This window comes from Psychrobacter immobilis (genome assembly GCF_904846285.1).
Taxonomy (GTDB): Bacteria; Pseudomonadota; Gammaproteobacteria; order Pseudomonadales; family Moraxellaceae; genus Psychrobacter; species Psychrobacter immobilis_D.
Map to the genome: position 1 here is coordinate 139,222 of NZ_CAJHAD010000002.1, position 26,581 is coordinate 165,802.

At 42.6% G+C, this 26,581-nt stretch carries 23 protein-coding genes and 1 pseudogene; 11 read left to right on the forward strand and 13 right to left on the reverse strand.

All coding sequences use genetic code 11. The features are described from left to right. Window positions 1-89: 89 nt before the first annotated feature. Both JMX13_RS02620 and JMX13_RS02625 read right to left on the reverse strand, forming a co-directional pair. Window positions 90-983: a hypothetical protein gene (locus JMX13_RS02620; RefSeq protein ID WP_201609410.1), complete on the reverse strand. Its 894-nt coding sequence runs from the start codon at window positions 981-983 to the stop codon at window positions 90-92. Window positions 984-1,164: 181 nt separating this feature from the next. Then, window positions 1,165-1,476: a YhbY family RNA-binding protein gene (locus JMX13_RS02625; RefSeq protein WP_201609411.1), complete on the reverse strand. Its 312-nt coding sequence runs from the start codon at window positions 1,474-1,476 to the stop codon at window positions 1,165-1,167. 379 nt (window positions 1,477-1,855) lie between these two features. Here JMX13_RS02625 and JMX13_RS02630 point away from each other — a divergent pair, with 379 nt between their 5' ends. From JMX13_RS02630 to JMX13_RS02655, 6 genes are all read left to right on the forward strand, one after another. Then, window positions 1,856-2,488, forward strand: a complete 633-nt coding sequence (locus JMX13_RS02630; RefSeq protein ID WP_201609413.1) for an RlmE family RNA methyltransferase — start codon at window positions 1,856-1,858, stop codon at window positions 2,486-2,488. A gap of 361 nt (window positions 2,489-2,849) precedes the next feature. Further along, window positions 2,850-4,745, forward strand: a complete 1,896-nt coding sequence (gene ftsH, locus JMX13_RS02635; RefSeq protein ID WP_201609415.1) for an ATP-dependent zinc metalloprotease FtsH — start codon at window positions 2,850-2,852, stop codon at window positions 4,743-4,745. Window positions 4,746-4,923: 178 nt separating this feature from the next. Next, window positions 4,924-5,820 (forward strand): dihydropteroate synthase, encoded by an 897-nt coding sequence (folP, locus tag JMX13_RS02640; RefSeq protein ID WP_201609417.1) that lies wholly within the window; start codon window positions 4,924-4,926, stop codon window positions 5,818-5,820. Between the two features lie 148 nt (window positions 5,821-5,968). After that, window positions 5,969-6,268: a succinate dehydrogenase assembly factor 2 gene (locus JMX13_RS02645; RefSeq protein ID WP_201609419.1), complete on the forward strand. Its 300-nt coding sequence runs from the start codon at window positions 5,969-5,971 to the stop codon at window positions 6,266-6,268. A gap of 41 nt (window positions 6,269-6,309) precedes the next feature. Further along, a complete protein-coding gene (locus tag JMX13_RS02650; RefSeq protein ID WP_201609421.1) occupies window positions 6,310-6,768 on the forward strand; it encodes a hypothetical protein in 459 nt (152 codons plus the stop codon). Between the two features lie 274 nt (window positions 6,769-7,042). Continuing rightward, entirely contained in the window at window positions 7,043-7,774 is a 732-nt protein-coding gene (locus tag JMX13_RS02655; protein WP_201609422.1) for a YidB family protein, read from the forward strand. A 168-nt stretch (window positions 7,775-7,942) separates the two neighbouring features. Here JMX13_RS02655 and JMX13_RS02660 read toward each other — a convergent pair whose 3' ends face one another. From JMX13_RS02660 to trmB, 3 genes are all read right to left on the reverse strand, one after another. After that, window positions 7,943-9,001: a regulatory protein RecX gene (locus JMX13_RS02660; RefSeq protein ID WP_201609423.1), complete on the reverse strand. Its 1,059-nt coding sequence runs from the start codon at window positions 8,999-9,001 to the stop codon at window positions 7,943-7,945. A gap of 57 nt (window positions 9,002-9,058) precedes the next feature. Continuing rightward, entirely contained in the window at window positions 9,059-10,117 is a 1,059-nt protein-coding gene (recA, locus tag JMX13_RS02665) for a recombinase RecA (protein ID WP_201544638.1), read from the reverse strand. Window positions 10,118-11,205: 1,088 nt separating this feature from the next. Further along, complete coding sequence (gene trmB / locus JMX13_RS02670) at window positions 11,206-12,078, reverse strand: tRNA (guanosine(46)-N7)-methyltransferase TrmB (RefSeq protein ID WP_201609424.1); 873 nt, start codon at window positions 12,076-12,078, stop codon at window positions 11,206-11,208. Between the two features lie 337 nt (window positions 12,079-12,415). Here trmB and JMX13_RS02675 point away from each other — a divergent pair, with 337 nt between their 5' ends. After that, the gene (locus tag JMX13_RS02675; protein ID WP_201609425.1) at window positions 12,416-13,345 is read left to right on the forward strand and encodes a DUF2628 domain-containing protein; all 930 of its coding nucleotides are present in this window, start codon (window positions 12,416-12,418) and stop codon (window positions 13,343-13,345) included. A 24-nt stretch (window positions 13,346-13,369) separates the two neighbouring features. On the opposite strand, the gene JMX13_RS02680 is transcribed toward JMX13_RS02675, so the two are convergent. Continuing rightward, entirely contained in the window at window positions 13,370-15,256 is a 1,887-nt protein-coding gene (locus tag JMX13_RS02680; RefSeq protein WP_201609426.1) for a monovalent cation:proton antiporter-2 (CPA2) family protein, read from the reverse strand. A gap of 76 nt (window positions 15,257-15,332) precedes the next feature. After that, complete coding sequence (locus JMX13_RS02685; protein ID WP_201609427.1) at window positions 15,333-16,037, reverse strand: hypothetical protein; 705 nt, start codon at window positions 16,035-16,037, stop codon at window positions 15,333-15,335. 204 nt (window positions 16,038-16,241) lie between these two features. Here JMX13_RS02685 and JMX13_RS02690 point away from each other — a divergent pair, with 204 nt between their 5' ends. After that, complete coding sequence (locus tag JMX13_RS02690; protein WP_201609428.1) at window positions 16,242-16,556, forward strand: hypothetical protein; 315 nt, start codon at window positions 16,242-16,244, stop codon at window positions 16,554-16,556. Between the two features lie 75 nt (window positions 16,557-16,631). On the opposite strand, the gene JMX13_RS02695 is transcribed toward JMX13_RS02690, so the two are convergent. Further along, window positions 16,632-17,825, reverse strand: a complete 1,194-nt coding sequence (locus tag JMX13_RS02695) for a cation diffusion facilitator family transporter (protein ID WP_201609429.1) — start codon at window positions 17,823-17,825, stop codon at window positions 16,632-16,634. A 32-nt stretch (window positions 17,826-17,857) separates the two neighbouring features. Between JMX13_RS02695 and JMX13_RS02700 the strand changes: the two genes are divergently transcribed. After that, the gene (locus JMX13_RS02700) at window positions 17,858-18,025 is read left to right on the forward strand and encodes a hypothetical protein (protein WP_201609430.1); all 168 of its coding nucleotides are present in this window, start codon (window positions 17,858-17,860) and stop codon (window positions 18,023-18,025) included. 10 nt (window positions 18,026-18,035) lie between these two features. Here JMX13_RS02700 and JMX13_RS02705 read toward each other — a convergent pair whose 3' ends face one another. The 5 genes and pseudogenes from JMX13_RS02705 to gmk all read right to left on the reverse strand — a co-directional run bounded on the left by JMX13_RS02705 (window position 18,036) and on the right by gmk (window position 24,859). Next, window positions 18,036-20,333, reverse strand: coding sequence for a primosomal protein N' (locus JMX13_RS02705; RefSeq protein ID WP_201609431.1), 2,298 nt, complete (start codon window positions 20,331-20,333; stop codon window positions 18,036-18,038). Window positions 20,334-20,492: 159 nt separating this feature from the next. Next, on the reverse strand, window positions 20,493-20,873 hold the full coding sequence (locus tag JMX13_RS02710) for a RidA family protein (protein WP_183620424.1): 381 nt from the start codon (window positions 20,871-20,873) through the stop codon (window positions 20,493-20,495). A 159-nt stretch (window positions 20,874-21,032) separates the two neighbouring features. After that, window positions 21,033-23,221: pseudogene (locus JMX13_RS02715) on the reverse strand (RelA/SpoT family protein). 529 nt (window positions 23,222-23,750) lie between these two features. Further along, window positions 23,751-24,011 carry a DNA-directed RNA polymerase subunit omega gene (gene rpoZ, locus JMX13_RS02720; protein ID WP_201544652.1) on the reverse strand — a complete coding sequence of 87 codons (261 nt, stop codon included), beginning with the start codon at window positions 24,009-24,011 and terminating at the stop codon, window positions 23,751-23,753. A 221-nt stretch (window positions 24,012-24,232) separates the two neighbouring features. Continuing rightward, window positions 24,233-24,859, reverse strand: coding sequence for a guanylate kinase (gene gmk / locus JMX13_RS02725; RefSeq protein WP_201609432.1), 627 nt, complete (start codon window positions 24,857-24,859; stop codon window positions 24,233-24,235). A 460-nt stretch (window positions 24,860-25,319) separates the two neighbouring features. Between gmk and ispH the strand changes: the two genes are divergently transcribed. Together ispH and JMX13_RS02735 are read left to right on the forward strand one after the other, a co-directional pair. Continuing rightward, window positions 25,320-26,276, forward strand: a complete 957-nt coding sequence (ispH, locus tag JMX13_RS02730; protein WP_201609433.1) for a 4-hydroxy-3-methylbut-2-enyl diphosphate reductase — start codon at window positions 25,320-25,322, stop codon at window positions 26,274-26,276. 1 nt (window position 26,277) lies between these two features. Next, window positions 26,278-26,523 (forward strand): hypothetical protein, encoded by a 246-nt coding sequence (locus JMX13_RS02735; protein ID WP_201609434.1) that lies wholly within the window; start codon window positions 26,278-26,280, stop codon window positions 26,521-26,523. Window positions 26,524-26,581 lie beyond the last annotated feature (58 nt).

The following is a 26,581-nucleotide window of genomic DNA, read 5'->3' on the forward strand; positions in this document are numbered from 1 at the left end:
GAACCCAGTAATGCTCTTGATGACATTACTGGTTTTTTTTGCTTTGTGTAATTTAATAACTATTTAAATTAGCCATGTATATAAACAGGCTACTTAGCCAGCGCCGCTTGCTTATCAAATACTGACCAATAATGCAGATTATGAAAATCCGGCGGGAAAGCGTGTTTGGGTGCAAAATATAATGCCGTTGTACCAAATGTCGTTGAAAAACTCAAAATCACACAAGGATGAATGTAATCAATGCCAGTATCATTAATAACCTCCTTTTTATTATGAATCTGACTTAAGGACAAACTAAAGCTGCGTTCATAAAGATAAGTTTTAGTGGTGGTAATATTAGGTGTTAATGAGTCGCTAAAAGGTTTGATTGTCTCTGACAAGGGGTTCTGCTTTAGGTTGGCAGTGCCATTACTTGCAATTACATTACTCGCAACGCAATGACTGGCTGTCCAATTAATAAACGCGCGTGTTTGCCCGTCAGCTTGTAAAAGCGGTGTTGGCGGCAATGTCGCAGGGTTACGATAGCTTTTAAACTGATAAAGCGCATAACGACCGTCAGGATTGGCATTAATTTCAATATAAGGGCTAGTTTTATTACCATCTATTGAATCAATACCCATTTCATTAGTGTTATTTATCGAAGCAGTGCTATCTATTAACGTCCCTGCTAAAAAGCATTCAAGGCAAGTCTGCTCCCATAAATAATCTACAAAGCCTACTTGCGCAGGTTGCCATATTGGCCAATCTAATTGCGCCGCTAATGATTTAAGTGGCAGTGTTACGCGATAATCAAGCTGTAACTGCCACTCTGGCTGCTCAGTGCTTTGGGCTATCTGTTCTGTTTGTGTTCTCTTTGCTGTTTGAACTAAGGTTACGATGACTTCTACCTGAATGCTTTGTAAATCCTCTATCGTCACGCCAAGCTGTTTAGCATCAGCAGCTAAGGTATCCGTTGCTAGGTATAAGTTAAAATTTTGGCTCATAAGTTAATAATATCCGCAGTTTAATAGCAATTAAGAATGAACCTTAAGCAGTAAAGGGTAAGTAGATAACATAAAAGCCGCGAGCAAATGCTGCGCGGCTTTTATAGGTTATCTGAGCTGTTTATTTATATACTAAATCAGTCAGGTAAGATAAAACATAAGCTAAGCTTTAACTAACAAATTACTGCGCGTGACGAGCAAGATTTGATAGTTTAGGATTGGCATGTGGGTTTTTACGCAGTAACAGCGCCATACGACCAATTGAATGTACCAAAGAGGCATTAGCGGCGGTGGCAAGCTGAGCGCCGATGACATCGCGCTCTTCTTTAGTGCCAGCCGGTAGTTTTACTTTAATAAGCTCATGATCTGACAAAGCACGATCGATTTCTTCAGTGATGCTTGGGGTAATACCTTTGTTGCCAATCATAACGATAGGTTTAAGGTCATGACCAATGCCTTTTAGGCGTTTAATGGTAGCGTTATCGAGTTGCATAGAATTCCTAGATGTTGATAAAAATAAAAGATGGTGCTATTGAGAGCAGATAATGACCATTATAGATAATCTGTGGTCATCTTGCATGAGATCAGCAGGATTTTGCACGATTTTACATGATGAAAATGTTAAACTGAAAGTATGACTACATTATAAACGCTACGGTCTTATAAAGCAGTGTTTTAACCAAGAGAATTTGACCGTGAAAGGTTACAAGGTGCATTTAAGACTTTATTGCTAATTTAGTTAAAGAACTTAAGTATCTAGCAATAGCCATGTTGTAGCTAACTTTTTTATAAATAGACGGATATTGAACCCTCATAGATAACCACTTTATAAATCGCTATCGATGTTTTGCAAAGTAATAGGAGCATTAATTTTGGTCACGCGTATTGAGAATAAAAAATTGTCAAAAAGCAGTAGTGCTTGGATGAAAGAGCACATTGACGATCCTTATGTGAAAAAAGCCCAAATAGATGGCTACCGTGCCCGTGCTGCTTATAAATTGCTTGAGATTAATGAGAGGACCAATCTCATCAAAAAAGGCATGACCGTCGTCGACTTGGGCAGTGCGCCAGGTAGTTGGTCGCAAGTTGCAGGTAAGTTGGTTGGCGAAAAAGGTGTGTTGATTGCGTCGGATATTTTACCCATGGATACGTTGCCTGACGTCACCTTTATTCAAGGCGACTTTCGCGAGGCAGAAGTGTTTGACCGTATTATGGCAGAAGTAGGTGATAGACAGGTGGATGTGGTGCTATCTGATATGGCACCCAATACCGCTGGCAATAGTGCCATCGATCAGCCGCGTATGATGTACTTATGTGAGCTAGCAGTCGATTTCGCGCTCGCAACCTTACCAGAAGGTGGCGCGCTTATTATGAAAGTGTTTCAAGGTGAGGGTACGCAAGAATTACGCAAGCAGATGCAAGCTGATTTTAGTAAAATTCGTAGTATCAAGCCTGGCGCTTCACGGCCACGTTCAAAAGAGATGTTTTGGATTGCCATAAAGTAATTGTTATTAAACAATACTCACTAAAATCATCAAATTAAAAGCGCTACAATCGTTAACTGAATAATAGCGAGTTCAGCTTGAATTATTCAGGTTAGCACCACATATCATGATATATTAACTTTGTTTGAAACCTATTTTTAAATGATTGTTTAAGTGGTTTTTTTAAGCACTTATGTTTTTAGCAAAGTCGTCTGACCGTAAGCGCCTCATAAACTCGGTTATTCATTGTTATTGTGTCATTTATCTTTTTTTTCTTAAAAATGATAATTTGATAATAGCCCTTGAATAGCGAGATATACGTTTATATATAGACGTCACGTGTTGAGTAAACACACCAATAAGTAAGGGATGGGAATAACTAGTGAGCGACATGGTAAAAAATACCTTATTGTGGCTGGTGGTAATCGGCGTTTTAGTGCTGGTGTTTAGCGGCTTTGATAAATCATCTGAGCCCGATAGCCTTAACTACTCTGAGTTTGTGACCGCAGTGTCAGAAAACCAAGTGGCCAGTGTTGAAATCGATGGCGAGCAAATCACCGGCGAAAAGAAAAATGGCTCAGCATTTGAGACCATTAGACCAGCTGTGTCTGATGAGCAGCTGATGCCGCTCTTGCGCGAGAATCAAGTGGAAGTGCAAGGTACAGCGCCTAAACGTCAAAGTGTCTTGATGCAACTATTGATAGCCAGTTTCCCAATTTTATTGATTATTGGTCTGTTCCTATTCTTTATGCGTAATATGCAAGGCGGTGCTGGTGGTAAAGGCGGTGGTCCGATGAGCTTTGGTAAATCAAAAGCCAAAATGCTGACTGAAGACCAAATCAAGGTTAACTTTGATGACGTTGCTGGCTGTGAAGAAGCCAAAGAAGAGGTCGTCGAAGTCGTAGAGTTCTTACGAGATCCTGATAAATTTACCAAGCTTGGGGCGACAATTCCACGCGGTATTTTGATGGTCGGTCCTCCAGGTACGGGTAAGACGCTACTAGCAAGAGCCATCGCTGGTGAAGCCAAAGTACCGTTCTTCTCTATTTCAGGTTCTGATTTCGTTGAGATGTTCGTCGGTGTCGGTGCCTCACGTGTGCGTGATATGTTCGAGCAAGCGAAGAAAAGTGCGCCTTGTATTATCTTTATTGATGAGATTGATGCGGTTGGTCGTCATCGTGGCTCTGGTATGGGCGGCGGTAATGATGAGCGCGAGCAAACGCTGAACCAATTGTTGGTTGAGATGGATGGTTTTGAAGGCAACGAAGGCGTTATCGTCATTGCTGCGACTAACCGTGCTGACGTTCTAGATAAAGCACTATTGCGTCCGGGTCGTTTTGACCGTCAAGTGCAAGTAGGTCTACCAGATATTAAAGGTCGCGAACAAATCCTGAAAGTACATTTACGCAAATTACCGAACACCATCGGTGTTGATGCTCATGCATTAGCGCGTGGTACCCCCGGGTTTAGTGGTGCGCAGCTCGCCAACCTTGTGAACGAAGCGGCGTTATTTGCCGCACGTCGTAACAAGCGCAGCGTTGATATGAATGACTTTGAAGATGCAAAAGACAAGCTTTATATGGGTCCTGAGCGTAAATCAATGGTCATCCGTGAAGAAGAACGCCGTGCAACAGCCTATCATGAGGCTGGTCATGCCTTGGTCGCTGAGCTGCTACCGGGCACTGATCCTGTGCATAAAGTCACCATTATGCCGCGTGGTTTTGCCCTTGGAGTTACTTGGCAGCTGCCTGAGCACGACCAAACCAGTATGTACAAATCAAAAATGCTCAGTGATATTGCGATTTTGTTTGGTGGTCGTATTGCGGAAGAAGTATTTATCAATCAAATGTCAACGGGTGCCTCAAACGACTTTGAACGTGCAACCAAAATGGCACGAGCCATGGTGACCAAATATGGTATGTCAGAAGCGCTAGGTATCATGGTCTATGAAGATGATGATAGCTCACAAGGTTACTTTGGTGGCGGGGGTCGTACGATCTCAGAAGCGACGCAGCAAAAAGTCGACGAAGAAGTGCGCCGTATGTTGGAAGAGCAATATGATATCGCGCGCGAATTGATTGAAGGCAATCAAGAAAAAATACATGCGATGGTAGATGCTTTGATGAAATGGGAAACCATTGACCGTGATCAATTGCAGGATATCCTAGCAGGTGAGGAGCCTCGTCCGCCTAGAGTCTATCAGCATAATGAAGTAAATTTATCAAAAAATGATATTAAAACAGTGAATTCAACACCGCCGCCATTACCAGCGATGTAGTTTCAAGTATATTAATATCCCATTTATTAACGATAGAAAAAGCTCTTTTTGACAAAGGGCTTTTTTGTTGCCACTATTTTATGAAGGCTTTAGAAGAGTATAAGATTTGCTGCTATTATAGACAGTGATAATTACCACTAAAACGATTTTTATCAATTGAATTGATAATGGATAAGTTATGTCATTATTTCAAGTATTGCCTACTTATGCGGTGACGAGTCGCGATAAAACTTTAGATTTATCGCAGCCGCATATTATGGGTATTTTAAATGTCACACCAGATTCCTTTTCTGACGGTGGTCAGTTTAATGCTATCGATAGCGCACTTGCTCATGCTAAAGAGATGATTGCCGCAGGGGCAACCATTATCGATATCGGCGGTGAATCTACCCGTCCCAATGCGGACGCTGTCGCCCCTACTGAAGAGAGACAGAGGGTCATTCCCGTGATCAAAGTGATTCGTCAGCAGCTCGGCAATGATATCTGGCTCTCTATCGATACCAGCGACCCTACAGTTATGCAGGCAGCTTTTGAAGCAGGCGCAGATATTTGGAATGATGTAAGGGCGCTTAAGCGTGATGGCGCGGCGGCAATGGCAGCCAAGCTTGATATTCCTGTCATGCTGATGCATATGCGCGGTGAGCCGACGACAATGAATAACCTTGCACAATATGACGATGTGATTGAAGAGGTCAGTGCCGAGCTGGCAGCCCGTATCGATGAAGTCACCAGTATTGGCGTTAAGCGTGAAAAGATCATTATTGATCCAGGCTTTGGCTTTGCAAAAGACTATGATCATCATCGCGCGCTATTAAGCCAGCTGACACGGCTGCAGGCACTTGGATTGCCAATGATGTTTGGCATTTCACGTAAGCGCTTTTTAGCGGAAGTACTTACCAAGAGCGGAATTGAAGCCGTTGCCACTACCCAAGCGATAGAGCGTGATGCGGTAGGAACGGCTGCTGGCCTCTTTGCGCTGCAGCAGGGCGCTAGTATCATACGCACGCACAATGTCGCTATGATGCAGCAAGCTGTGGCATTATGGCAGCAATTATCGACGTATAATCAGAGCTAATGCCTTTTTATAACATGTCTTTTTTATAAACTGTATATTTATAAAACACACATTTATAGATAGCGCTGAATCCTATCATTTTTTAACCTTAATACTTATTTAAACGTCTATTCATCTGAATGCCATTTAAACTTATGAGAATACTTTTATGACAAATACCACTCAGCCAGAACCAAGCAATCAACCAGAGCCAACCCTTGAGCAACGTCGCATTATTTATCAAGCACGCCGTGGATTGAAAGAATTAGATTTTTATATTGACCCTTATATTAAAGAGTTATATTTAACGGCTGACCCTAGCGAACAAGCAACTTTTGCAGAAATGCTGACCCATGAAGACCCTGATTTATTGGATTACTTTACCAACCAAAGCCGTCCAGAGAATGAGGCAATATGGGATTTGGTCAATAAAATCAAAACATGGCGCCATAATAAAGATTTAGTCTAACTCTTAAAGCTCTTGTTTTAAGCATACTTGGATATTCAATTATGATATCGCCAACCTCGCTACGTATCGACGCACCTATTCAGCCTACAAGCTATTTGCGCCTGTTGTTTTATATGCTTTTAGCATGTGTGATGGTGATATTGGCAGGACTTGCATCATTGGCGTTGTGGCAATATGTACTCATATTTGTGGTTACTGTCGCCGCGGTCAGCTATTTAGCATTATCACGCCCGATATTATTGCATCTGAGTCAACCGCCATTGGATAAAAGCGTTTATCAGCATTGGCAGCTACTCATGCGTACCAGTAACGGTGATGCCTTATGGCAGGCGCAGCTTACGGCGGTCAGTAACTATCAGTGTGTCATATGCTTTAGTTTTATGATCAAAGAGCCTTATCTGCGCCCTTTATCCGTAGCGGTATTTCGGGATCAAGTCAGCGCGGAACACTGGCGCCAATTAACAATTTTGGCGCATAGCATTTCTCATAAAGCTGCGTAGATAAACTCAGTCTCCTATTTATGACTGCCATTCCTTTCATTTTTTTCTTTTTAATCGCTAACGATCTACCACATCTCATAACAAAATGCCTATCTAGATAATGAAAGAGATTTGCTATATTGCAAGAAAGCGTCAATAGCTAATTTATTTTAGCACTTGTTTATAACGACTTATTTATAACTATTTGCCATACTTTTGGTAGATGGTTGTTTACATGGGCTAAGTGAATAAAAGCGCTTGATGATAAATTTTTTATAATAAAAAGGAAGCGATTATGAGTTTGTTAGGAAATTTAGTGAGTCAGGTTGCCCGCAGTGCTATGGATCCAGAAGACGCACAGCGCAATCCAGTGAATCAACGCATTAACCCGCGCCGTACTGGCGGATTGGGTGATATCTTGGGTGGCGTATTAGGCGGCGGTAATCAGCCGAGTGGTTACAATCCGCAGCAGTATGAGCGCCGCACCGATAACGGCTTTGGTTTAGACGATATCATTGGCGGTCTGACAGGCGCTAATCAGCGCGGTGGTGGTATGAGCTCAGGTCCTGGCGGACTTGGAGATATCTTAGGAAGTGTACTGGGTGGTCAGATGACTGGCGGTCAAACTTCTAGAAGTGGCTTTGGCGGTAAAGGTATGCTGATTGCTGCGCTTATGCCGATGGTGCTCAGCTGGATCAAACGTAATGGCGGCTTGAGTGGCGCCTTATTAAAAATTACCGGCATGGGTTATGAAAATCAGGCACGTTCTTGGATGAGCAATCAAGAAGCCAATGATAATTTAGATCCTAATGACATTCACAATCTATTTGATGAAAGCGAAATCCAGCAAGTAGCCGCGCATACTGGCGCAAATGAGATGGAAGTACGTCAAGGTCTCGCTGAGCTGTTGCCTGAAGTGATGAATCAATTGACGCCCAATGGCAATTTGGATAATGAGCCTGAAGCCAATGAAGAGATTGATCAAATTATGAATCAATTATCGAGCAGCTTAGGAATGTTAAAATAAAGCGATATTAAAATAGAACGACGTTGAAATAAAATAGGGTTGCTAACTACTGTTTAAGCATCTGTGTTTGAAAATTTTAGTAATAACAAGAGTGCATGTGAATGCGCTCTTTTTTATTTGACAAAGTAATAAAATTATTGAAGGGCGAACGTTTTAAGGAAAATAATTCTAAAAACGTTCGTCCAATGTCTCTAAGGTATAATTGAGCGCTTCAAAGCAGATATCGGTATTAAAGCCGCGATATTGTAAAAAACGCAGCTGGCGTGCTTTGTCTTTTTGCTCAGTGGGTATGTCATCGCCGTATTTTTTGGTACGTGCGCTAACTGCCAGTTTTAGCCAATCGACGCCTTCAACTAAGTTATCCGCGCTATCATCTATAAACTCACTAAATTCTTCTAATTCAGCGTTCGCCATATCGATAAGCTCGTCAATATTAGCGGGCATGGCAATTTTTTTACGATAAAACTCCTGCCTAATACGCCCATGTCCGCGACCTTTACGGATATTTTCACGAATGAGCATAAGAGTGGTGCGGTAATCGCTTTGATAGCCTTTCTCTTCAAACTCATCGAGTAGATCGTCGATCTTGTCTGGATCTTGCTCTTTATCAAGTAATTTTTGCTTCAGTTCAGCCTTACCGTATTCACGACGTGATAAATAATAAAACGCCAACCAACGTAAGCGACTTTCGGCTTTGATAGCGTCAATTTCCGCTTGTTTTTGTTCGGGAGTGCGTAAATACGCTTTGAGTGCAGAGGGTAGGTTATCGAGGTCTGCTTGATGGCTTTCAGCAAACTCTTTTTGATGTTTGTCACTGTTTATAGGATCATCATGAACGTTATTCTTAACTTCAGCGAGCATCTGCTTAATACTTTGAGCTTCTGGAGGCTGATAAACAGGCACGTCACTAGGCTCAGGGCTAAAATTCGCCGCTGGATGAAAACGCTTTTTACGTTTCTTGGATTTGGAAGGGTTTTTACTGGTAGAAGAATGAGCATCAACTGAATCTATCTCAAAGTTAGAATCGTCAGATAATGAATTGTCTTCACAATAATGGGTTGAATGTTTGCGCGTCTTAGCCGTTTTTCTAGGATTGTCTTGATAGGAGTGCTGAGAAGGTTTAGCAGGTTCAGAGGATTTAAAAGGTTTTTTTGATTTGATATCAGGACTACTCGCTGAATCGGCTTCCGATTCAGCGAGTATTTCAGCTAAGGTTTTAATTTTCATAACAATTTAATTTTCATAACAAGTCATGATCATTGATAACGGTGAATAATGAATCCGTTATTGAACAGGTTCAGAAGCAAGTTCTACATCGGCTTCATTAGTATCTGTGGCTTTGGCTTCTTTTTTGGATCCAAGTTTTTCCTCACGGATTTTGGCTTCGATTTCTTGTGCAATCGCAGGGTTTTCTTTTAGGAACAGTACCGAATTGGCTTTACCTTGACCGATTTTTTCATCGCCATAGCTATACCAAGAGCCGGCTTTGCCCACTGCACCAATCTCAACACCCAAGTCAATCACTTCAGCTAAATGGTTAGTACCTTCGCCATAAGTAATTTCAAACTCTGCTTGACGGAATGGAGGCGCCATCTTGTTTTTAATAACCTTGACACGGGTTTGATTGCCGATGATTTCATCACCATTTTTAACTGCACCGATACGGCGGATATCCATACGTACCGAGGCGTAGAACTTAAGCGCGTTACCACCAGTCGTGGTCTCCGGGCTACCAAACATCACACCAATTTTCATACGGATTTGGTTAATAAACACCACCATACAATTTGAGCGTTTGGCATTACCAGTGATTTTACGTAGCGCTTGGCTCATCAAACGTGCTTGCAGACCCATGTGTGAGTCGCCCATTTCGCCTTCAATCTCCGCGCGCGGCGTCAACGCAGCCACGGAATCAATGACGATCATATCAACTGCCCCTGAGCGTACCAACATATCGGTAATCTCAAGCGCTTGCTCACCGTTGTCAGGCTGAGAGAGCAATAGGTCATCAGTGTTCACGCCAAGCTTGCGCGCATAAACTGGATCTAGTGCATGCTCAGCATCGATAAAGGCGCAGACACCGCCTTGCTTTTGGCATTCTGCAATTGCTTGCAAGGTCATGGTCGTTTTACCCGAGCTTTCTGGACCGTAAATCTCAACGATACGGCCTTTTGGTAAACCGCCAATGCCAAGCGCAATATCTAGGCCCAATGAGCCCGTTGATACCACATCCACATCCATAATAGCTGAGTCATCGCCTAGATGCATGATGGTATTTTTACCAAACTGCTTTTCGATTTGACCAAGTGCTGCTTTGAGGGCTTTGGCTTTATTTTCGTCCATATAGGACTCCTTGTTATTAATAATAAGTGTAAATAATGAGTAAGGCTAATAAATGTACTGGTTATTTATAACTGTTTACCACAGACGCTTTGCTCAATGGGTTAGCTTACAGACTCAAACAGTAGTAAGAGAGATTTTTAAACAAAGTCGAAGTGGTTGGAGATATTAGGTTGAAGACGATGATATCGAATATATCACGCTACTATACAGTAAAATTCAATAATGATAAAAGCAAAAAAAAGTTCATAATTTTTGCTATTAAATGAGTATAATAATAGCAGTGAGCTTAGTTAGCACATGCTTTCCACGTAGTTTTTAAGCTATCCTATTTTATATCACTGTTGATTAGATAAGGCTATTATAACAAAATCCAAGGCCAATATTGAGGGTGCTAAGAAGCTAAACGACAGTGAGTGTCGTATGGTGTTTTATAAGAATACTCATAAAATAAGCTTGATTTTTCTCTTAGTTTCGAAGTTTATAATAGGCTTATTTGTCAATAGATTTACGAGTTGTCCACAATAAAAAAAGTATTTTTATTCAGCGCTTGTGAAACATCCCTAGCGATAAAATTAATTTGAAAAATATTAAAAATATATTATTTTGCTTTCAAATACAATTTAAGTTGTTGATTTACATAGCTTTAAAAATTGTACAAAAAATGAACGATTTTACCTAACCCTTTAAGCTACCTAGGGAAATACTTGTCAAGTGGCGACTTATACACAGGGTTATCCACAGCTTATGGGGAGAACTCACCAAACCCTTATCCTATCAATGTTTGCGCAGATATGGAATATCGCTTGCAAGCCAAATATAGACTATTTCTAATTTTGCAACTTTAAATTTAGGGGTAAAATTACCGTCTAATGCCTATGTTTCACATATGGCTAGCGGGTATCTAGTGGATATAAAGCCCGCATTTAAAGGCATTAATGATTTAAAAGTAGCTAGCAAAGCGTGCGAAGCCTTATATATCAACAGATGAAGTAGGGAGGGATAGGTATTCAGCCACAAAAAAGCGGCTAAATACATTATTAGTATCTTAGCCGCTATATGGCAACATCGCTAGGGTAGTGCTAGCGAGATCAGTCTTTAATATAGATTAAATCCCAAACACCATGTCCACGCTCTAACCCTCGGCGCTCAAACTTGGTCATTGGACGAAAGTCAGGACGGTTAGTGAAATTACCTACGCCTGCTTGATTGCTAAGCCCTGTAAAACCATCTAAAACTTCAACCATCCAAAAGGCATAATGTTCCCAGTCAGTGGCAGTATGGAACCAGCCGCCTTGCTTTAAGCTGCGCGTGACAATCGCCATGCGCTCAGGGCTAACAAAACGGCGTTTGTAATGACGCTTTTTTTGCCAAGGGTCAGGGAAGTAAAGCTGGATACGATCGATATGGTTTTCTGGTAACTGCTTAAGTAATTGGATGGCATCACCGTTAATGATTTTCACGTTGGTTAAACCTTGCGTACCTGCCATATAAGCACATTTACCGATACCTGGCTCATGGACTTCGACACCAACGAAATTGCGCGTCGGCTCAGCAGTGGCCATCTCGATAAATGAATCACCCAAGCCAAAACCAATCTCTAAAGTGAGCGGCGCGTCACTGCCGTTAGGGCTATCTGCGAATAGCACTCGCAAATCATCAATGCCATCAAGATTACCATCACCGAAACTGTTATTGACTAAATAATGCGCAAACTCTGGCGCAGTCAGTGCCAGTTCAGCATTTTTATTCATATGCGTACGGCGTTTCATAAAGGTATTAACGATACGAATGTGTTTACCCTCTGTAGGGTCAGCTTGGCCACTAGCATCTGTATCCGTGCTAGTGGCAGTATCAGTTGTAGCATGAGTTTCAGGGGTCATAATGTTACTACTATTAGAGGTTTGCTCATCAGTGGTATTAGCACCATTAATGTGGTCATTGATATCAGGATGTTGACTCATAGGATTAACAAGGCTTAATTAAGTGGGTAAAGTTGCCTCATTATAAGTGAAATCGTGACCACTGTGAACGCACAATCCAATTTTAGCGAGTCTGCCATAACTTTCATCTATTTCTATGACTTTTCTATGAAATGCAATACCAGAAATCTATTTTTTCTATAGTCAGGTTTCATATATATGGGTTTTCTACGGAGGGCTTTTGGCGTTATCATATGATAAGCGTTATTTAAAAATAATTCTTAAACATAGCCATTTAGTAAGAATATTTTAATGAAAAATATTTCATAAGAATCATTGCGTTAAAATTTCTGTTTAATAACAAGTAAGGCTTATTATCATGTTATTTATCGAAACGGATTCGCCGCCCCCATTTTATCAAGATCAGCTCATGCCTCAAAAGCGTCAACAGTTGGATAAATGGTTTATCAGTCAGCGTAGCCAGTCGTATTATCTTAAGCGCTTTGAGGAGTTTGATAAGCAAGGTTATCTGTCGCCAAAATGGCACTGGGCGGCGTTTTTTGTGACTTTCCCTTGGCTGCTGTATCGTAAGCGTTATATGGATGCGATTGTTTATAGCGTTGCAGGCTGGTCATTTATCCAGCTTAATGTGGCGCTGGTATTGGTGGCGGTTGAGTTTGTCGCGATGCCGTATATTGCCGAGGCTTACCAGATGGCCATCCGTATCGCTATTGCGGCGCTGATTTGGCTATTTTGGTCATTTATGGTCGCACGTTGGACGGACGCTTATTATTACCGCATGGCACGGCGCGAGATTGCTGATGCTATCAATGATTATCCGCGCGATGAAGCAGCTCAAAAAGTACATTTGCAAAAAGAAGGCGGGGTCAGCTTATTTGGCTTGGGTTTAGGCTTTGGATTTTTTGCTTTTGCGTTAATGGTAATAAAGGTGCAGTTTTTACCCATTGTCGCCAAGCCCAAAGAAAATGAAGTGTTGTTTGATACCTACGATACCGCTAAAACAGCACAAAATCGTGTGGCGCTGACGTATCGGCAAACGGGGCAGTGTCCACTTAATCTGCCTTTAGATATGGGCACGCAGCAAGTAAATATTGCTGTCGATACCAAAGCTGCGGGCGTGGCAAACACCGATTGCGCAGTCATTGCCACCATTCAAAACGTTAAGTTTCCATTACGTTATTTAAATGAGCAGACACTAGTTTTTTATCATGTGCCCGATAGCGATAATTGGCGCTGTATGACCTCGCTAAATAAAAGACAAGCGCCTCAAAGCTGTATTGAAGATTAATTGATTATTAAAAGTAAATAGTGGTTAGTTTTTAGAGTCAGCAGTCAGATCATCTTTTCCATCGGCGGGTGTTGATTGGCTTTTTAGCGCGTCATAAAAATCGCTTAAATCCATTTTACGGGCTTTATCGATATCTTCATCAAATAAACTCTCAAGCTCAGCTATGGCTGATTGTGCCGATTCAATCATACTGGCTTCATCGTCATAAATCGCTTGCTGGCGTTCAATCAAGTCGTCGTCATAATCACGAAAGGTTTGGACGGTTTCGCGTGCTTTTTCTGGTGAGATACCGAGTAGCTGTAGCGATTCACGCGACATATCTAAAGACGATAAGTAGGTTTCACGCCAAATATGACGCACGCCGACTTCACGTAAACGGTAATAATGCTGGCGGTCACGGGCGCGCGCTAAGACAATCATATCGGGATAGTTTTTACGCAAATATTGAGCGGTGGTGATAGAGCGCTCCACATCATCGATGGCGAGAATAAAGACGCGTGCTTTTTTGATACCAGCGGCGCGTAGTATCTCGGGGTTTTTTGGATCGCCATAATAGACTTGGTTACCAAATTTACGCACGAAATCAACGCGATTTGCCGAGCGCTCAATCGCCGTAAATTCGATATTGTGCATACGCAGCACGCGACCGATAATCTGACCGACACGCCCAAAACCGGCAATAATGACCTGATGCTCATCGTCGGGAATCGTATCGTATTCGCGGCTTGGTTTGCTTTTAGCAAATAGTGGCTCACCGATTTTTTCTAATAGTAAAAATGCCAGTGGCGTGAGTGCCATGGATATGGTGACGATAAGGTTTAGGGTATTGGCAAGTTCAGGGAGCAAGACGTTCTGCGCTGTGGCCACACTGAATAACACAAAGGCAAATTCACCACCTTGCGCAAGGGTGACGCCCAAGCGGATACTGGTTGGCCAGCGATTACCAGATACTTTTGCAATAGCGGTAATAACACCAAATTTAATCATCATCAACGCCATGGCACAGCCGATGATAAAAATGGGCTTTGCTAAAATGAGTTTAACATCGGTGAGCATACCGACCGACATAAAGAACAGTCCTAGTAGTAGCCCTTTAAACGGCTCGATACTGGCTTCTAATTCGTGACGATACTCAGAATCGGCTAGCAAAACCCCAGTTAAAAATGCACCCAATGCCATCGATAGACCAATTTGCCCCATCAAAATAGACACACCCATGACGATAAATAAGGCGACGGCGGTTAAGAGTTCTGATGCGCCACTGGATGCCACAAACTTAAAGAAAGGTCGGATGATATAACGGCTGGCAAAGATAAGTCCGGCAAAAACCGCAAAAACCTTAGCAAAATAAATCAAATCGTAGCTTTGTTGGCGTACCCCTGACAAGAACGGAATGACCGCTAACAAAGGAATAACGGCAATATCTTGGAATAATAAGATCGTAAAGGCTTCGCGGCCATGAGTACTAGAAAGCTGCTGTTTTTCCGTCAGGATTTGCAGCACAAAAGCAGTCGATGACAGTGCAAGACCGAAACCAACGATAAAAGCGGTATCAAGTGGCAAGGTAAAAAACTGGTGCAACAGCCACATTAATAGCGTACCAGTCAAACCAACTTGTAAGCCACCAAGGACAAATATTGAACGCCGTAGTGCCCATAAGCGCGAGGGTTGCAGCTCAAGGCCAATAATAAATAGCAGCATGACCACGCCGAACTCAGAAAAATGTAATAAGCTTTCCGCATCGCCTGCGACATCTAAACCACTGGGGCCTAATATCAGACCGGTAATCAAATATCCCAACACCGTCGCAATACCGAAACGCTTGCCCAGAGGTACAAACAGCAGCGCTGCTCCTAAGAAAATCGTAGCTTGTAACATTAAATTTGGTGAGCCGGCGGCGGCAGCGAGCATCTGGAATCCTTAGCAGTAACGATAAAGTAAGCAGTACAACAGGGTAGCTCAATAATCAAAAAATTTTGAACATAGTTTATTTCTTATGGTAAATCTTCCATACGCCATTATCTGCCAGCGGATTACTATAAGCATCGTTACGGCGCTTACGCGGCGTCTGGCGGCTATCGACGATTTTAAAATCGGGTAGAGCATGAACGATAAGCCCAGTGCGATAAAAGCGCACGCGCTCAGGCTCTAGCATCTCACCTTTGTTATCACGGCAAAATACATACGCGCGCAAATCGATAAATTCACGATGTGCTACCAAACGCGCCTCATCATCATTATCAAATACGGCGCTTATACGCGCAATTTCATCAGCGCTGTAATTGCCACATTTATCAGTAAGCGTGCCGACCGAACCAAAGCTTTTGGATTCTTTAGCCCGGGTCTTGGTCAGATGCAGCCTTTGCACATGATAGATAAATTGCGGTATCTCAAGGCTGGCTGGTAGTGGTAGATAATCGGGCGGTAGATTGGCAGCAGGATAAAACGCCATAGCGCGCTCAAGCAGATTATGCCAACGCTGCTGATAGGCTTGGACTTCGGCTAAATTACCTTCATAAATCGGCATATCACGAATTTGACGCAAAATATCAGGCGGAAACTGCTCATCTCGAAAGCTGGCAATATCTTCTTGCAACGTTGATAGTAATGTTTTGGCATGTTTTTTACCCTCGCTTGAGATAGGGTCATCAATGTAGCTAGGAGCAACGAAAGGAGCTGAGCGTCTCGACATGGCAGAAGGTCATCAATTGGTTATGAATAAGGGTTTTAAGCCTTAAGTATACAGAATTTAGATGAAAGATATGGCGACGCGGCAAAATTTCCCATGATTTTTTAACATCCCATTACAATGATAAAAACCCGCGTGATATAAGCTTATTTAAAATTAGACATTTTTAGTTATCTTTTTTAAGTTTCTTTATTAGGAGCTATTTTTGTGAATAATGGCTCAAAATATTTTCCCAATCATAATGACTGGCGCAGCTTATTAATAACTTTTGGCAAAATAATCTTAAGTATTATCTGTGTAGGACTGGCACTGCTATTTGGATTTTGGTTGCTAATTGCGTCAAATATGGGACCAGCTTATCTGCCGCATATTATGGACAGTGTACTAGATTTTTGGATTCGCATGACGTTGTTAGGACTTGGGCTAGGTATTTGGTTAATAACAGCACTTTGGATAATTTATATAATGCTGCGTTATGGTCATCACTTTATAAAGCGTTACTTGATAAAACGTCGCCCATAACTGACAAATAGGTAGGCGACGTTTTAATTAATATTTATATGAAAGATAGGGTTTTTAATATTTAATTTCTTATGCTTAATGGTTGTGACCAATATGACTGTTAGCATCAGTCGCCTGCTGTGAGATATCGCAAACTAAGGCATCGCTATGGGTCTTGGTTTGCGGGTGCGCTAAGCTTTCAACCTGAATGGTCGCATGATGAATATCAAGTTCAAGGAGGCTTTGCTCTAAATTGGTAATCAAGATACTAGATTCATAAATACTCATTTCGCCATCGACGACCACATGGCAAGATAGGGCGTTGAGACCACTGGTGATACTCCAAACGTGCAGGTCATGGACTTGTAGTACTTGCGGATGGGCAAGCAATTTGTCCTCGACCTCCACCAGCGATATGCCCTCTGGTGTGCCTTCCATCAAGATATGTACCGAATCACGGACAACGCGGTAACCACTAAATAAAATTAATATGGCGACAATTACCGAGGCCGCCGCATCCGCCCACACCCAACCAAAACTCATCATCAAAAGCGCAGCAACGATAGCGGCAACCGAACCCATTAAGTCACTTAGCACATGCAAATAAGCACTTTGCATATTCAGATTGACCGGTGCTTTACCCTCATTTTTTCCTTGACTGTCCTTGTTACTGCCTGCATGACTGTGACCATGTGCATCTGTGCCACGACTGCCACGGTGCATCAGCCAAGCGACTAAAATGTTGACCAACATACCAATGGTGGCAACGATAAGCATGCCTTGGGTCGCAATTTCAGGCGGCGAATTGAAGCGCTTAATTGCCTCATAAAAAATCATGATGGCAATAATAACCAATGTCGCGCCATTGACCGTCGCCACTAAAATCTCAAAGCGTTTATAACCAAAGGTTTTTTGATGCGTGGCGGCTTTTTCACCAATTTTAAATGCCATTAACGTCGCGCCAAGGGCCACCGCGTCACTGAGCATATGACCCGCATCAGACAGCAGCGCCAAACTACCAGTAAGCCAGCCGCCGATGGCTTCGACAAACATATAGATAGTAATAATGATAAAACTAAACAGCAAAGTACGCTGATAGCCTTTGGTATCGCGAGGTGCAACCGTCTGTTCTAGGTGCTCATCGTGGTCGTGATTGTCTTGATTATCATCAGTATAACTGTCTTTACTATAATGACCTTCTGCATCCTTTTGACCGTGCTTATGGTTATCAGCCGCAGCATTCTCATGAGAATGGTCATGTTTTTCAGGTTTTGGGTGGTTTTGATTCATAACAACACTCAGGATGATAGAAGGTGAAATGGATGGTTTATAAAGCTGTGCTTGCTGAGCATAAACCAGACAGACATAAAGAATTTAGCACATTTAATAAAGGCTTGCTGTATTTAGGCGGTAAAAGAGGAATGACCGATTTTGAAAAGCATTCTTTAGTGACGGCAAGCTATAGAGTAGTAGTTGGGCTTAAAGAGTAATAGTTGGAAGTTACCAGCCAACAGGGTCAATATCCAAGGTGAGCTTAAGATATTTGGCGCTTGGCAGAGCAAGGACAGGTTGCCACCAATGATTTAATACTCGATGCAATTGCTGTCTGTCTTTGCCTAACAGCAGCAATTGCACGTGGTAGCGACTGTTCTTTTTACTCATCGGCGCATCGATAGGACCGAGGACAGCAAGATTATGACCATTTGGCAAAATGGCAATCGCATCTTTAAGGGCTTGCGTCGTGGCGGCAAGGGTTTTGCCTTCACAGCGTATCAAGGCAGCATAACTATGAGGCGGCAAGCCCATCATTTTACGCTCTTGTAATAGCTCGCGAGCAAATGACAGATAACCATCTTTTACCAATTTTAATAACAGTTCATTATCGGGTTGCAGTGTTTGAATGAGTACGCGCCCCGATTTATCACCGCGACCGGCACGTCCTGCTACTTGAATCATTAATTGTGCGGTATGTTCTGGCGAGCGAAAATCGGCGGATAAAAAACCACGATCAGCATTGGGTAAACAAACCAAGGTAACATTAGGGAAATGATGACCTTTGGCGACCATTTGCGTACCGACTAAGATGGCAGGCTTGCCTTCATTAATACGCTGATAGATATTTTCCCAGCTGTCTTTACGTCTGGTGGTATCGCGATCGATTTGGATAATGGGATACAGCGCTTTACTGGTTTGCGGATTGGCAAAAATCGCATGCAAGTTTTCGCTGAGTCTTGTCGTCCCCATTCCTTTGGCATCCAAATTTTGACTGCCACAATCAGGGCAAACCGTTGGAATATAAGCTTGCCAATCGCAGTGGTGGCATTTTAAATAGGAGCTGCTTGAATAGGAATTAGATTGCGATTTGCTATTATAATGAACCGTTAAATGCGCGTCACAGCGCGGACAATCTGCTTGCCAGCCGCAAGCTTCGCATAGCAAAACTGGCGCATAGCCACGGCGATTTAAAAATATTAATACTTGATCGCCTGCTTCTAGCGTTTGCCGTATTGCACCAATCAGCGCATCGGTCAGACCGGTATCATAGCGTGCGCCTGCGTCCGTCGTTTGTTGATGCGTACTTTGCAAGCGTGCATCAATCAGCTGCATGCTGGCAAGCTTGGCATTACCGGGGCGAGTTTGCAGTTGACACTCTACCAGCTTGCCATCATCGACCAGTTTTAAATGTTCAAGAGAAGGGGTAGCGGTACCAAGTACAACAGGGATATTGGCTTGTAATCCACGATAAAGCGCCACGTCGGCGGCATGATAGCGCAACGTATCTTGCTGCTTATAAGAGCCATCATGTGCTTCATCCACGACAATTAAGCCCAAATCTGCAAAAGGATATAGTACCGCTGAGCGCGTTCCAATGATGATTTGCGCATGACCGGTACGGCAATCTTGCCAGCCTTGCAAGCGATGGGTATTGTTCATACCGGAATGTAGCAAGACAATATGAGCCGCAAAACGACTGGCAAAGCGCGCGCGCGTCTGCGGCGTCAGTCCAATCTCTGGTACTAATATCAATACTTGCTTGCCGGCTTCTAAGACTGCTTGCATCGCCTGCAAGTAGACTTCGGTCTTACCACTACCGGTAATACCGTTTAATAAAAACCCCGTATATTGCTTAGCTTCATGAGCAGCAATAATCGCGGTAACGGCAAGCTCTTGCTCTTCATTAAGCTCAAGTGGCATGGTTGCCAATTTAACAGGAGCAGGTGCTTGTTTGTTTTGAATATAGCGCTCGATAAGGCCTTTTTCTTCTAACGCTTTTAAAAAACTGCGCTGCATCCCTTCTAACAGCAAAATATCTTCACTAGCGCCGTGCTCGCCGTGTAGTTTAAGCATATCAAATTGTTGCTTTTGCTTTTTTGCATTGGCGCGAAAGTCGTCGTCGTTTACATGTGGCAAAATTCGCCAATGGGTAATCAGTAAATCCAGCGGCTTACCTTGGCGAACGAGAGTTGGCAACATAACGGCCAAGACGTCACCGAGTGGATAGTGATAATAGCGCGCCAGCCAATGCGCCAGCTTTAGCATACTGGTATCCAAAATAGGCTCAGCATCTAAGCATTTATTGATAGGTTTGAGCTTATTGAGGGGTACGTCGCTATCTGTTGCAGCAATATGAGCAATGACGATACCGATTAAGGTTTGACGACCAAAGGAGACTTCGACACGGCTACCAATAGGCGGTATATGAGTTGAAGTGCCGTTTGGCAAAGCGCTGCTATATGCTGGCAAGCTATAGTCAAATACCCGATAAAGGGGCACAGGTAGCGCAACTTGTAGCAACATAAAAGGGCTTCGCAGTCTTATCAGGTGAATAGGGAATAACAATAAAAATGGCGATATGGATATAGATAGATAAATAAAGACCAATAAGCTTAGCAGATGCTAAGCTTATTATTACTTTTCACATAAAACCGTAGAGCTTAATAAAGCTCAATAGCCGTCTTATTCAATATACATAATAGATTCAATTTCAACCACGCCGCCTTTAGGTAGTGCGGCGACTTGTACGGCTGCGCGGGCAGGGTATGGCTCGCTTAAGTTAGCGACGAATACTTCATTTAACGCCGCAAAGTCATTTAAATCGGTTAAGGAGACGTTGAATTTGACCACATCATTTAAGCTGCCGCCAGCTGCTTCACAAATGGCTTTGATATTCTCAAATACTTGCTTCGCTTGCGCTTCAAAACCTTCTTTTAGCTCCATAGTATCAGGGTCAAAACCCAACTGACCTGAAATATAAACAGTATTACCCACTTTTACTGCTTGTGAATAGGTGCCAACGGCGGCTGGGGCTTTATCGGTTTGAATAGTTTGACGAGTCATATGATATCCTTATGATATTCTTTAATGTTTATTTGGTTGAAAAGTTAGCAATAACTTTTAGGCGGCGTTAAACGCTTAAAATTAAATACATAGGCTGAAGCCTAACGTTTAAAAGGTATAGATAAAAGATATGGATTTTAACATTTATTTTAACTGCTTTTATAATTGATATAGCCGGATAATATTAGGGAATCCGAGTAGCGAGCGGAGTTCGCGAATACCTTGCGCTAAATGATTGCGACTACGTACCACGATATGAATAATGGTATCGCTGCTACGCACGTCGACCTTTTCGACCCCGATATTTAACTGGCGCAAATGATAAATGACTTCACTGATTTGTTCATCACTTAAGGCGATTGAGAGCTTAAGATAAGCGGGGAAACGAACTTTACTACCATGTTCTTCTGAGTTGCTTTGCTTAATTGCTTTATCATTGCGCCAGCGTAATTGGATGACCTGATAAGGGTTGTCTTTACGGATATCGTCTAATGAAAAGCATTTATGGCGATGGACAACCAAACCATGACGGGATAAATGACCGACGATAGGGTCGCCATAAATGGGGTGACAGCAATTGGCAAAATCAAGCTCGACGCCTGAAGCATTGACAATCAGTTGCTGGGGTTGAGTCATATCATCAACGCTCTCTTGCGATTGAATATCACAAACTTCATCACTAAACAAACGTGTAACCACCAATTGTGGCAGGAGTGTACCTGAGCTTATCTGTTCAAATAGCGCCGATTTTTCAGTCAGTCCGCGCCATTCGATGAGGTTTTTCCAATCACTCTCACTTAAATCATCGAGGCTTTTCTGATACGTTTTTAATGCTCTATCTAAGGCTTGCATGCCATGATGCTGCTGTCGGCAGCAGATAAGTCTTTAAACCAGCGTAGAATTTCTACCCGCGCTTTATTCGTCACTACAAAGCCTAACCATTCCGCCTTTGGTTCAGAGTGGCTATTGACCTCAATCTCGACCAGTTGACCATTTTTAAGCACGGTACCAAGTTTTGCGTGTTTATTATCGACATTGGCACCGACGGCGACATTGCCGACCATAGGCCCTACGGCGTAGGCAAAGTCTAGCGCGGTTGCGCCCTGTGGTATCTCATAAGCGCGCCCTTGTGGACTGTAGCAGATGATTTTACTCGAGTGCAGATAATCCATCAGCTCATTAATGGTGGAGACCGCCGCTGAAAAATCAGGACTGTCCTCATCTAGATTGTCTTCATCGTCGACCAAGTCTTTCATATTACGTAATGACGCTTGAATGACCGATTGACTGACGTCGGAGGCATGTTCTGCACCAATAACGCCAAGCCTTGCGGCGTTCTGCATTTGCTTGGTTAAGATAGTGACTTTAACAAAGTCATTATCGCGCTCATAGATAAGGGTCAGCGACTGATTGCCACCGGGTAGCGGTCGACGAATATTATCAGCGATATGACTGTCATCAATCTGGTATTTTTTAATCAGATAATAAGCAAGCTTGTCACAGGCTTCGATGTTATCAAGCACAATCTCAAACGCATAATGACGCAGTAGGGCATTGATTTCACCGCGATTACGGAAAAACTGCCGGAAGATAACGACGCGATTGTCTAAGACTTTGACCATGCCATTCAAATCAAGATTGTTTAGAACAATACTTAAATAGCGATGAATGGCTTCTCTTTGAAAATTACGCCCAAGCCCATGCTGTAGCAGCTTATCAGAAATTTTATTATACATGTCGGAGTCAAGGTTGCGATAACACAATACTTCGATATAGTCAGCAATGTCATTTAGACCCATTAAGCGCGCAAAGGGGACATAAAAATCCAAGGTTTCTTGCGCGGTGGTGCGCTGTTTTTCTGGGCGTACCGCATCTAGCGTCGACATATTATGCAGGCGGTCAGACAGTTTGATAATTAATACGCGCGGGTCGGCAAGAGTGGCCGTCAAGATTTTATGAAAGGTAGCCGCTTTATTTTCTTGTTTATTATGGGTTGATGATTTTAATTTGGTGACGCCATCGACCAGTCTTGCCACTATTTTGCCATAACGCTGCCCAATCTGCTCAGCCGTGACCTCGGTATCTTCGACCGTATCATGGAGAATTGCCGCAATAATCGTATCGCGATCCAAGCGAAAACCTGCCAATATTTCGGCAACGGCAATCGGATGGGTGATATAAGGCTCCCCTGATTTACGCTTGTCTTTGATATGCGCAATATCACCGAACTCACAGGCATCAATAATATCACTACGTTCAGCCGCAGTGAGATAACCTACTGAGCGCAGCAGATTATATTGAGCGTCATCGACTAAATGATGACTGAGTTTGGGTAAGGTTTGACTCATAAAGCGGCGATCCTATTTTCCAATACCTATTTGCCAGTTCAGGAGGATTTGTCGATGCAAGACAGTTTATCGGTGCTGGACTGTTTGGGTAAATGGTGACTGAATGAATGCTGACTGACCTAAGCTACAAAAGCTTAAAAGCACAAAGCTAAAAAACGGGCAGACCGCCCTCTAATTAATCGTAAATCGCCTTCAATGTCAACTGCTAAGCGAGTAGGCTATGCAAAAATTAAGAAATTCCCACTGAATGGTAGGAATTTCGCTATAAGCGGTCGTTAAAACTGCTCATTGCTTAGTTTTTGCTCGCTTTTTGCTCGGTATTTATACTCAATGCTTATACAGTGCTTATAGTTTGGTATTCTCATTCTTGTCAGGTTTACGAGTATTATAAATAATAATAGCGTTACAACCAAAAAACCACAGGCTATGCTGTGGTTATTATTTATCAAAAATGTCATCACTTAGAAAAGTGGTCAAGCAAACTAAAATCTAAAAGCGATATTTTAAAAAGCTTGATTATAAAAGGACATTAAAAACCATGATCGCCTGATAAAGCCAAATCTAAGGAGTTTGTCGCAAAGTTATGATCTGGCTGATTTAAAATATCACGGGTGATTTTGCCCGCAGCGATTTCACGCAATGCCAACACAGTAGGCTTGTCGTTATCAACGTCAACCAACGGTTCAGCGATACCTTTGGCTAACTGACGGGCGCGTTTGCTTGCGACCAATACCAGCTCAAAGCGATTATCAACATTATCCAAACAATCTTCAATCGTCACTCGTGCCATAAATAGCTACCTCGGTTGTTTTTATCAGTCACGGAGCTTGCCCGCCACTCAATAAAAATAATATCAAAAATACAAAAGGGGGATAGTTAGGCATTATAGCATTTTTTGCTTAGGCGCGTGGTTGCTTTTTATATCTGCTGCTACTTATATTGAAGGCGACGCGCGCAATACTTAGATAAGAGGGAAAATAATGCGATTTTAACCTTCGCCTCTTTTTCCGACTACTCTTCTACTTTAGGATTGAGTAAGTTGGTAATGGTACGATGATAACGCTGCTGTTGGCGTTTAAGGGTCTGTCTGTCAGCAACGATAATGGCTTTTAGCTCAGTCAAGGCCACTTCAAAATTGTCATTAATAATGACAAAATCAAAATGCACATATTGCGCCATCTCAGTGACTGCACCAGACAAACGCTGCTCGATGACTTCTAGCGTATCTTGCGCGCGCGTCGATAGACGTTGACGTAAGGTGGCGATACTTGGCGGTAGAATAAAAATCATCGTCGCATCGGTGAAGATTTTTTTCACTTGCAGCGCCCCTTGCCAATCAATCTCTAGGATAACATCAACGCCAGCTTCCAGTTGCGTACGAACACTTTGCTCTGAGGTGCCATAATAATTACCAAACACTTCGGCATGTTCTAAAAACTTGCCTTCACCGATAGCCGTGACAAACTTATTAACGTCGGTAAAATGGTAATGATGACCATCAATCTCACCCGGACGCGGCATACGTGTGGTGTGCGACACGCTAACCGTCAAGTCATTGGTGGTGGCCAATAACTGCTTTACCAGCGAAGTCTTGCCTGTACCCGAGGCGGCAGTAATAATAAATAATGAACCTGTCATACGATTTGTCCTAATGAAGTGTTACTAATGGATTCTTTCCTGATGAAGGGCATCCTAGTGGAGTCTGTTCTAATGCAATTTGCTCATAAAGTGTTTCTTAGTAAAATCTAAGCTAGTAAAAATCTGTACTACTAAAAGAGCAAAAACTGGTAAAAAGAAAAAACGCCATCAAGTATGGCGCTAGAGATTTTTATTGAATGGTAATCGATGCCTTATTATAAACTGCTTTTAAGGATTTTATTTTAATTAGAAAGGGCTTTTTATGAGTTAGACTTATTTATTGTCTGTTTTCTCATAAAAAAGTGCTTTCTCAATGTGCGGTAAATTTGAAACATGGCTATTTTCAAAGGCAATAAAAGTAAATTATGCTAAAGTAGAGCATTGATTTTATCCCAAGTTTTGATGTAAAGCAGTTTGACGTTGAGCTTTAACCATAAATTATCTAATGATAGGCCCTATTATGCAAATTTATCTTGCCAATCCACGTGGATTTTGTGCTGGTGTGGATCGCGCGATTGCGATAGTGAACGAAGCATTGGCACGTTTTGAGCCACCTATTTATGTGCGCCATGAAGTCGTCCATAATAAATTTGTGGTGTCTGATTTGGCCAATCGCGGTGCGGTTTTTGTTGAAGAGCTGCATGAAGTGCCAGACGGCTCGATTGTTATTTTCTCGGCTCATGGCGTCTCAAAAGCCGTTGAAGATGAAGCTGAGCGCCGTGATTTGACAGTATTTGATGCGACTTGTCCATTGGTTACCAAAGTACATATCGAAGTGGCGAAATTTGCCCAAGATGGTATGGATGCGGTATTGATTGGTCATGCAGGACATCCTGAAGTCGAAGGTACCATGGGGCGTTTTAATCGTCGCCATGGCGGTGAAATTCATTTGGTTGAAAATGAAAGCGATGTTGAAGCTTTGAGTGTCCAAAATGCTGAGCATTTGGCCTTTGTTACCCAAACAACCTTGTCGATGGATGATACTGCGCGTGTTATTGATGCGCTGCGTGAAAAATTCCCTAGCATTCAAGGTCCGCGCAAAGACGATATCTGCTATGCCACCCAAAATCGCCAAGATGCAGTCAAAGATTTAGCCGGTCGCTGTGAAGTGGTCTTAGTGGTTGGTTCGCCAAACTCGTCAAACTCTAACCGCTTGCGTGAATTGGCTGAGCGCATGGATTGCCGTGCCTATCTGATTGATAATGCCACCGAGATGGATAGACGTTGGTTTGACGGCATACAGAGTGTCGGTGTGACCGCTGGGGCATCAGCGCCTGAGATATTAATCCAAGAGGTGCTGCAGCAGTTGCAAGATTGGGGCGGTGATTTACCGAGCGAGCTGTCAGGTATCGAAGAAAACGTTACTTTTAGTTTGCCGAAAGCTTTACGTATTCCGGTCACGCAAGTAGGTAAGTAGCATGAACAAGCAGAAACAGAAATTCGTCTTGGCAGAAGCCTCTCTTGATGACGTTAATAAGCAGTTGAAAATTAATATGTTTACCATTGTCATGCTGATATTGGTGCTTTTTATGAATATCGCACAGTTTATGAGAGATTATAGTCTGCTATATGGGGCGCTTATTGCCATCATGGCTTTTTTTCTATTCGTAATGGCTAAAAGTCGCACACTGCTGATGATGAGAAAACAAGAGCTCAGCAAATAAATGGTGAAGGTAAGCCAAATTTAACCATCAAAACAAAGCTACCGAATTATCACAGCGG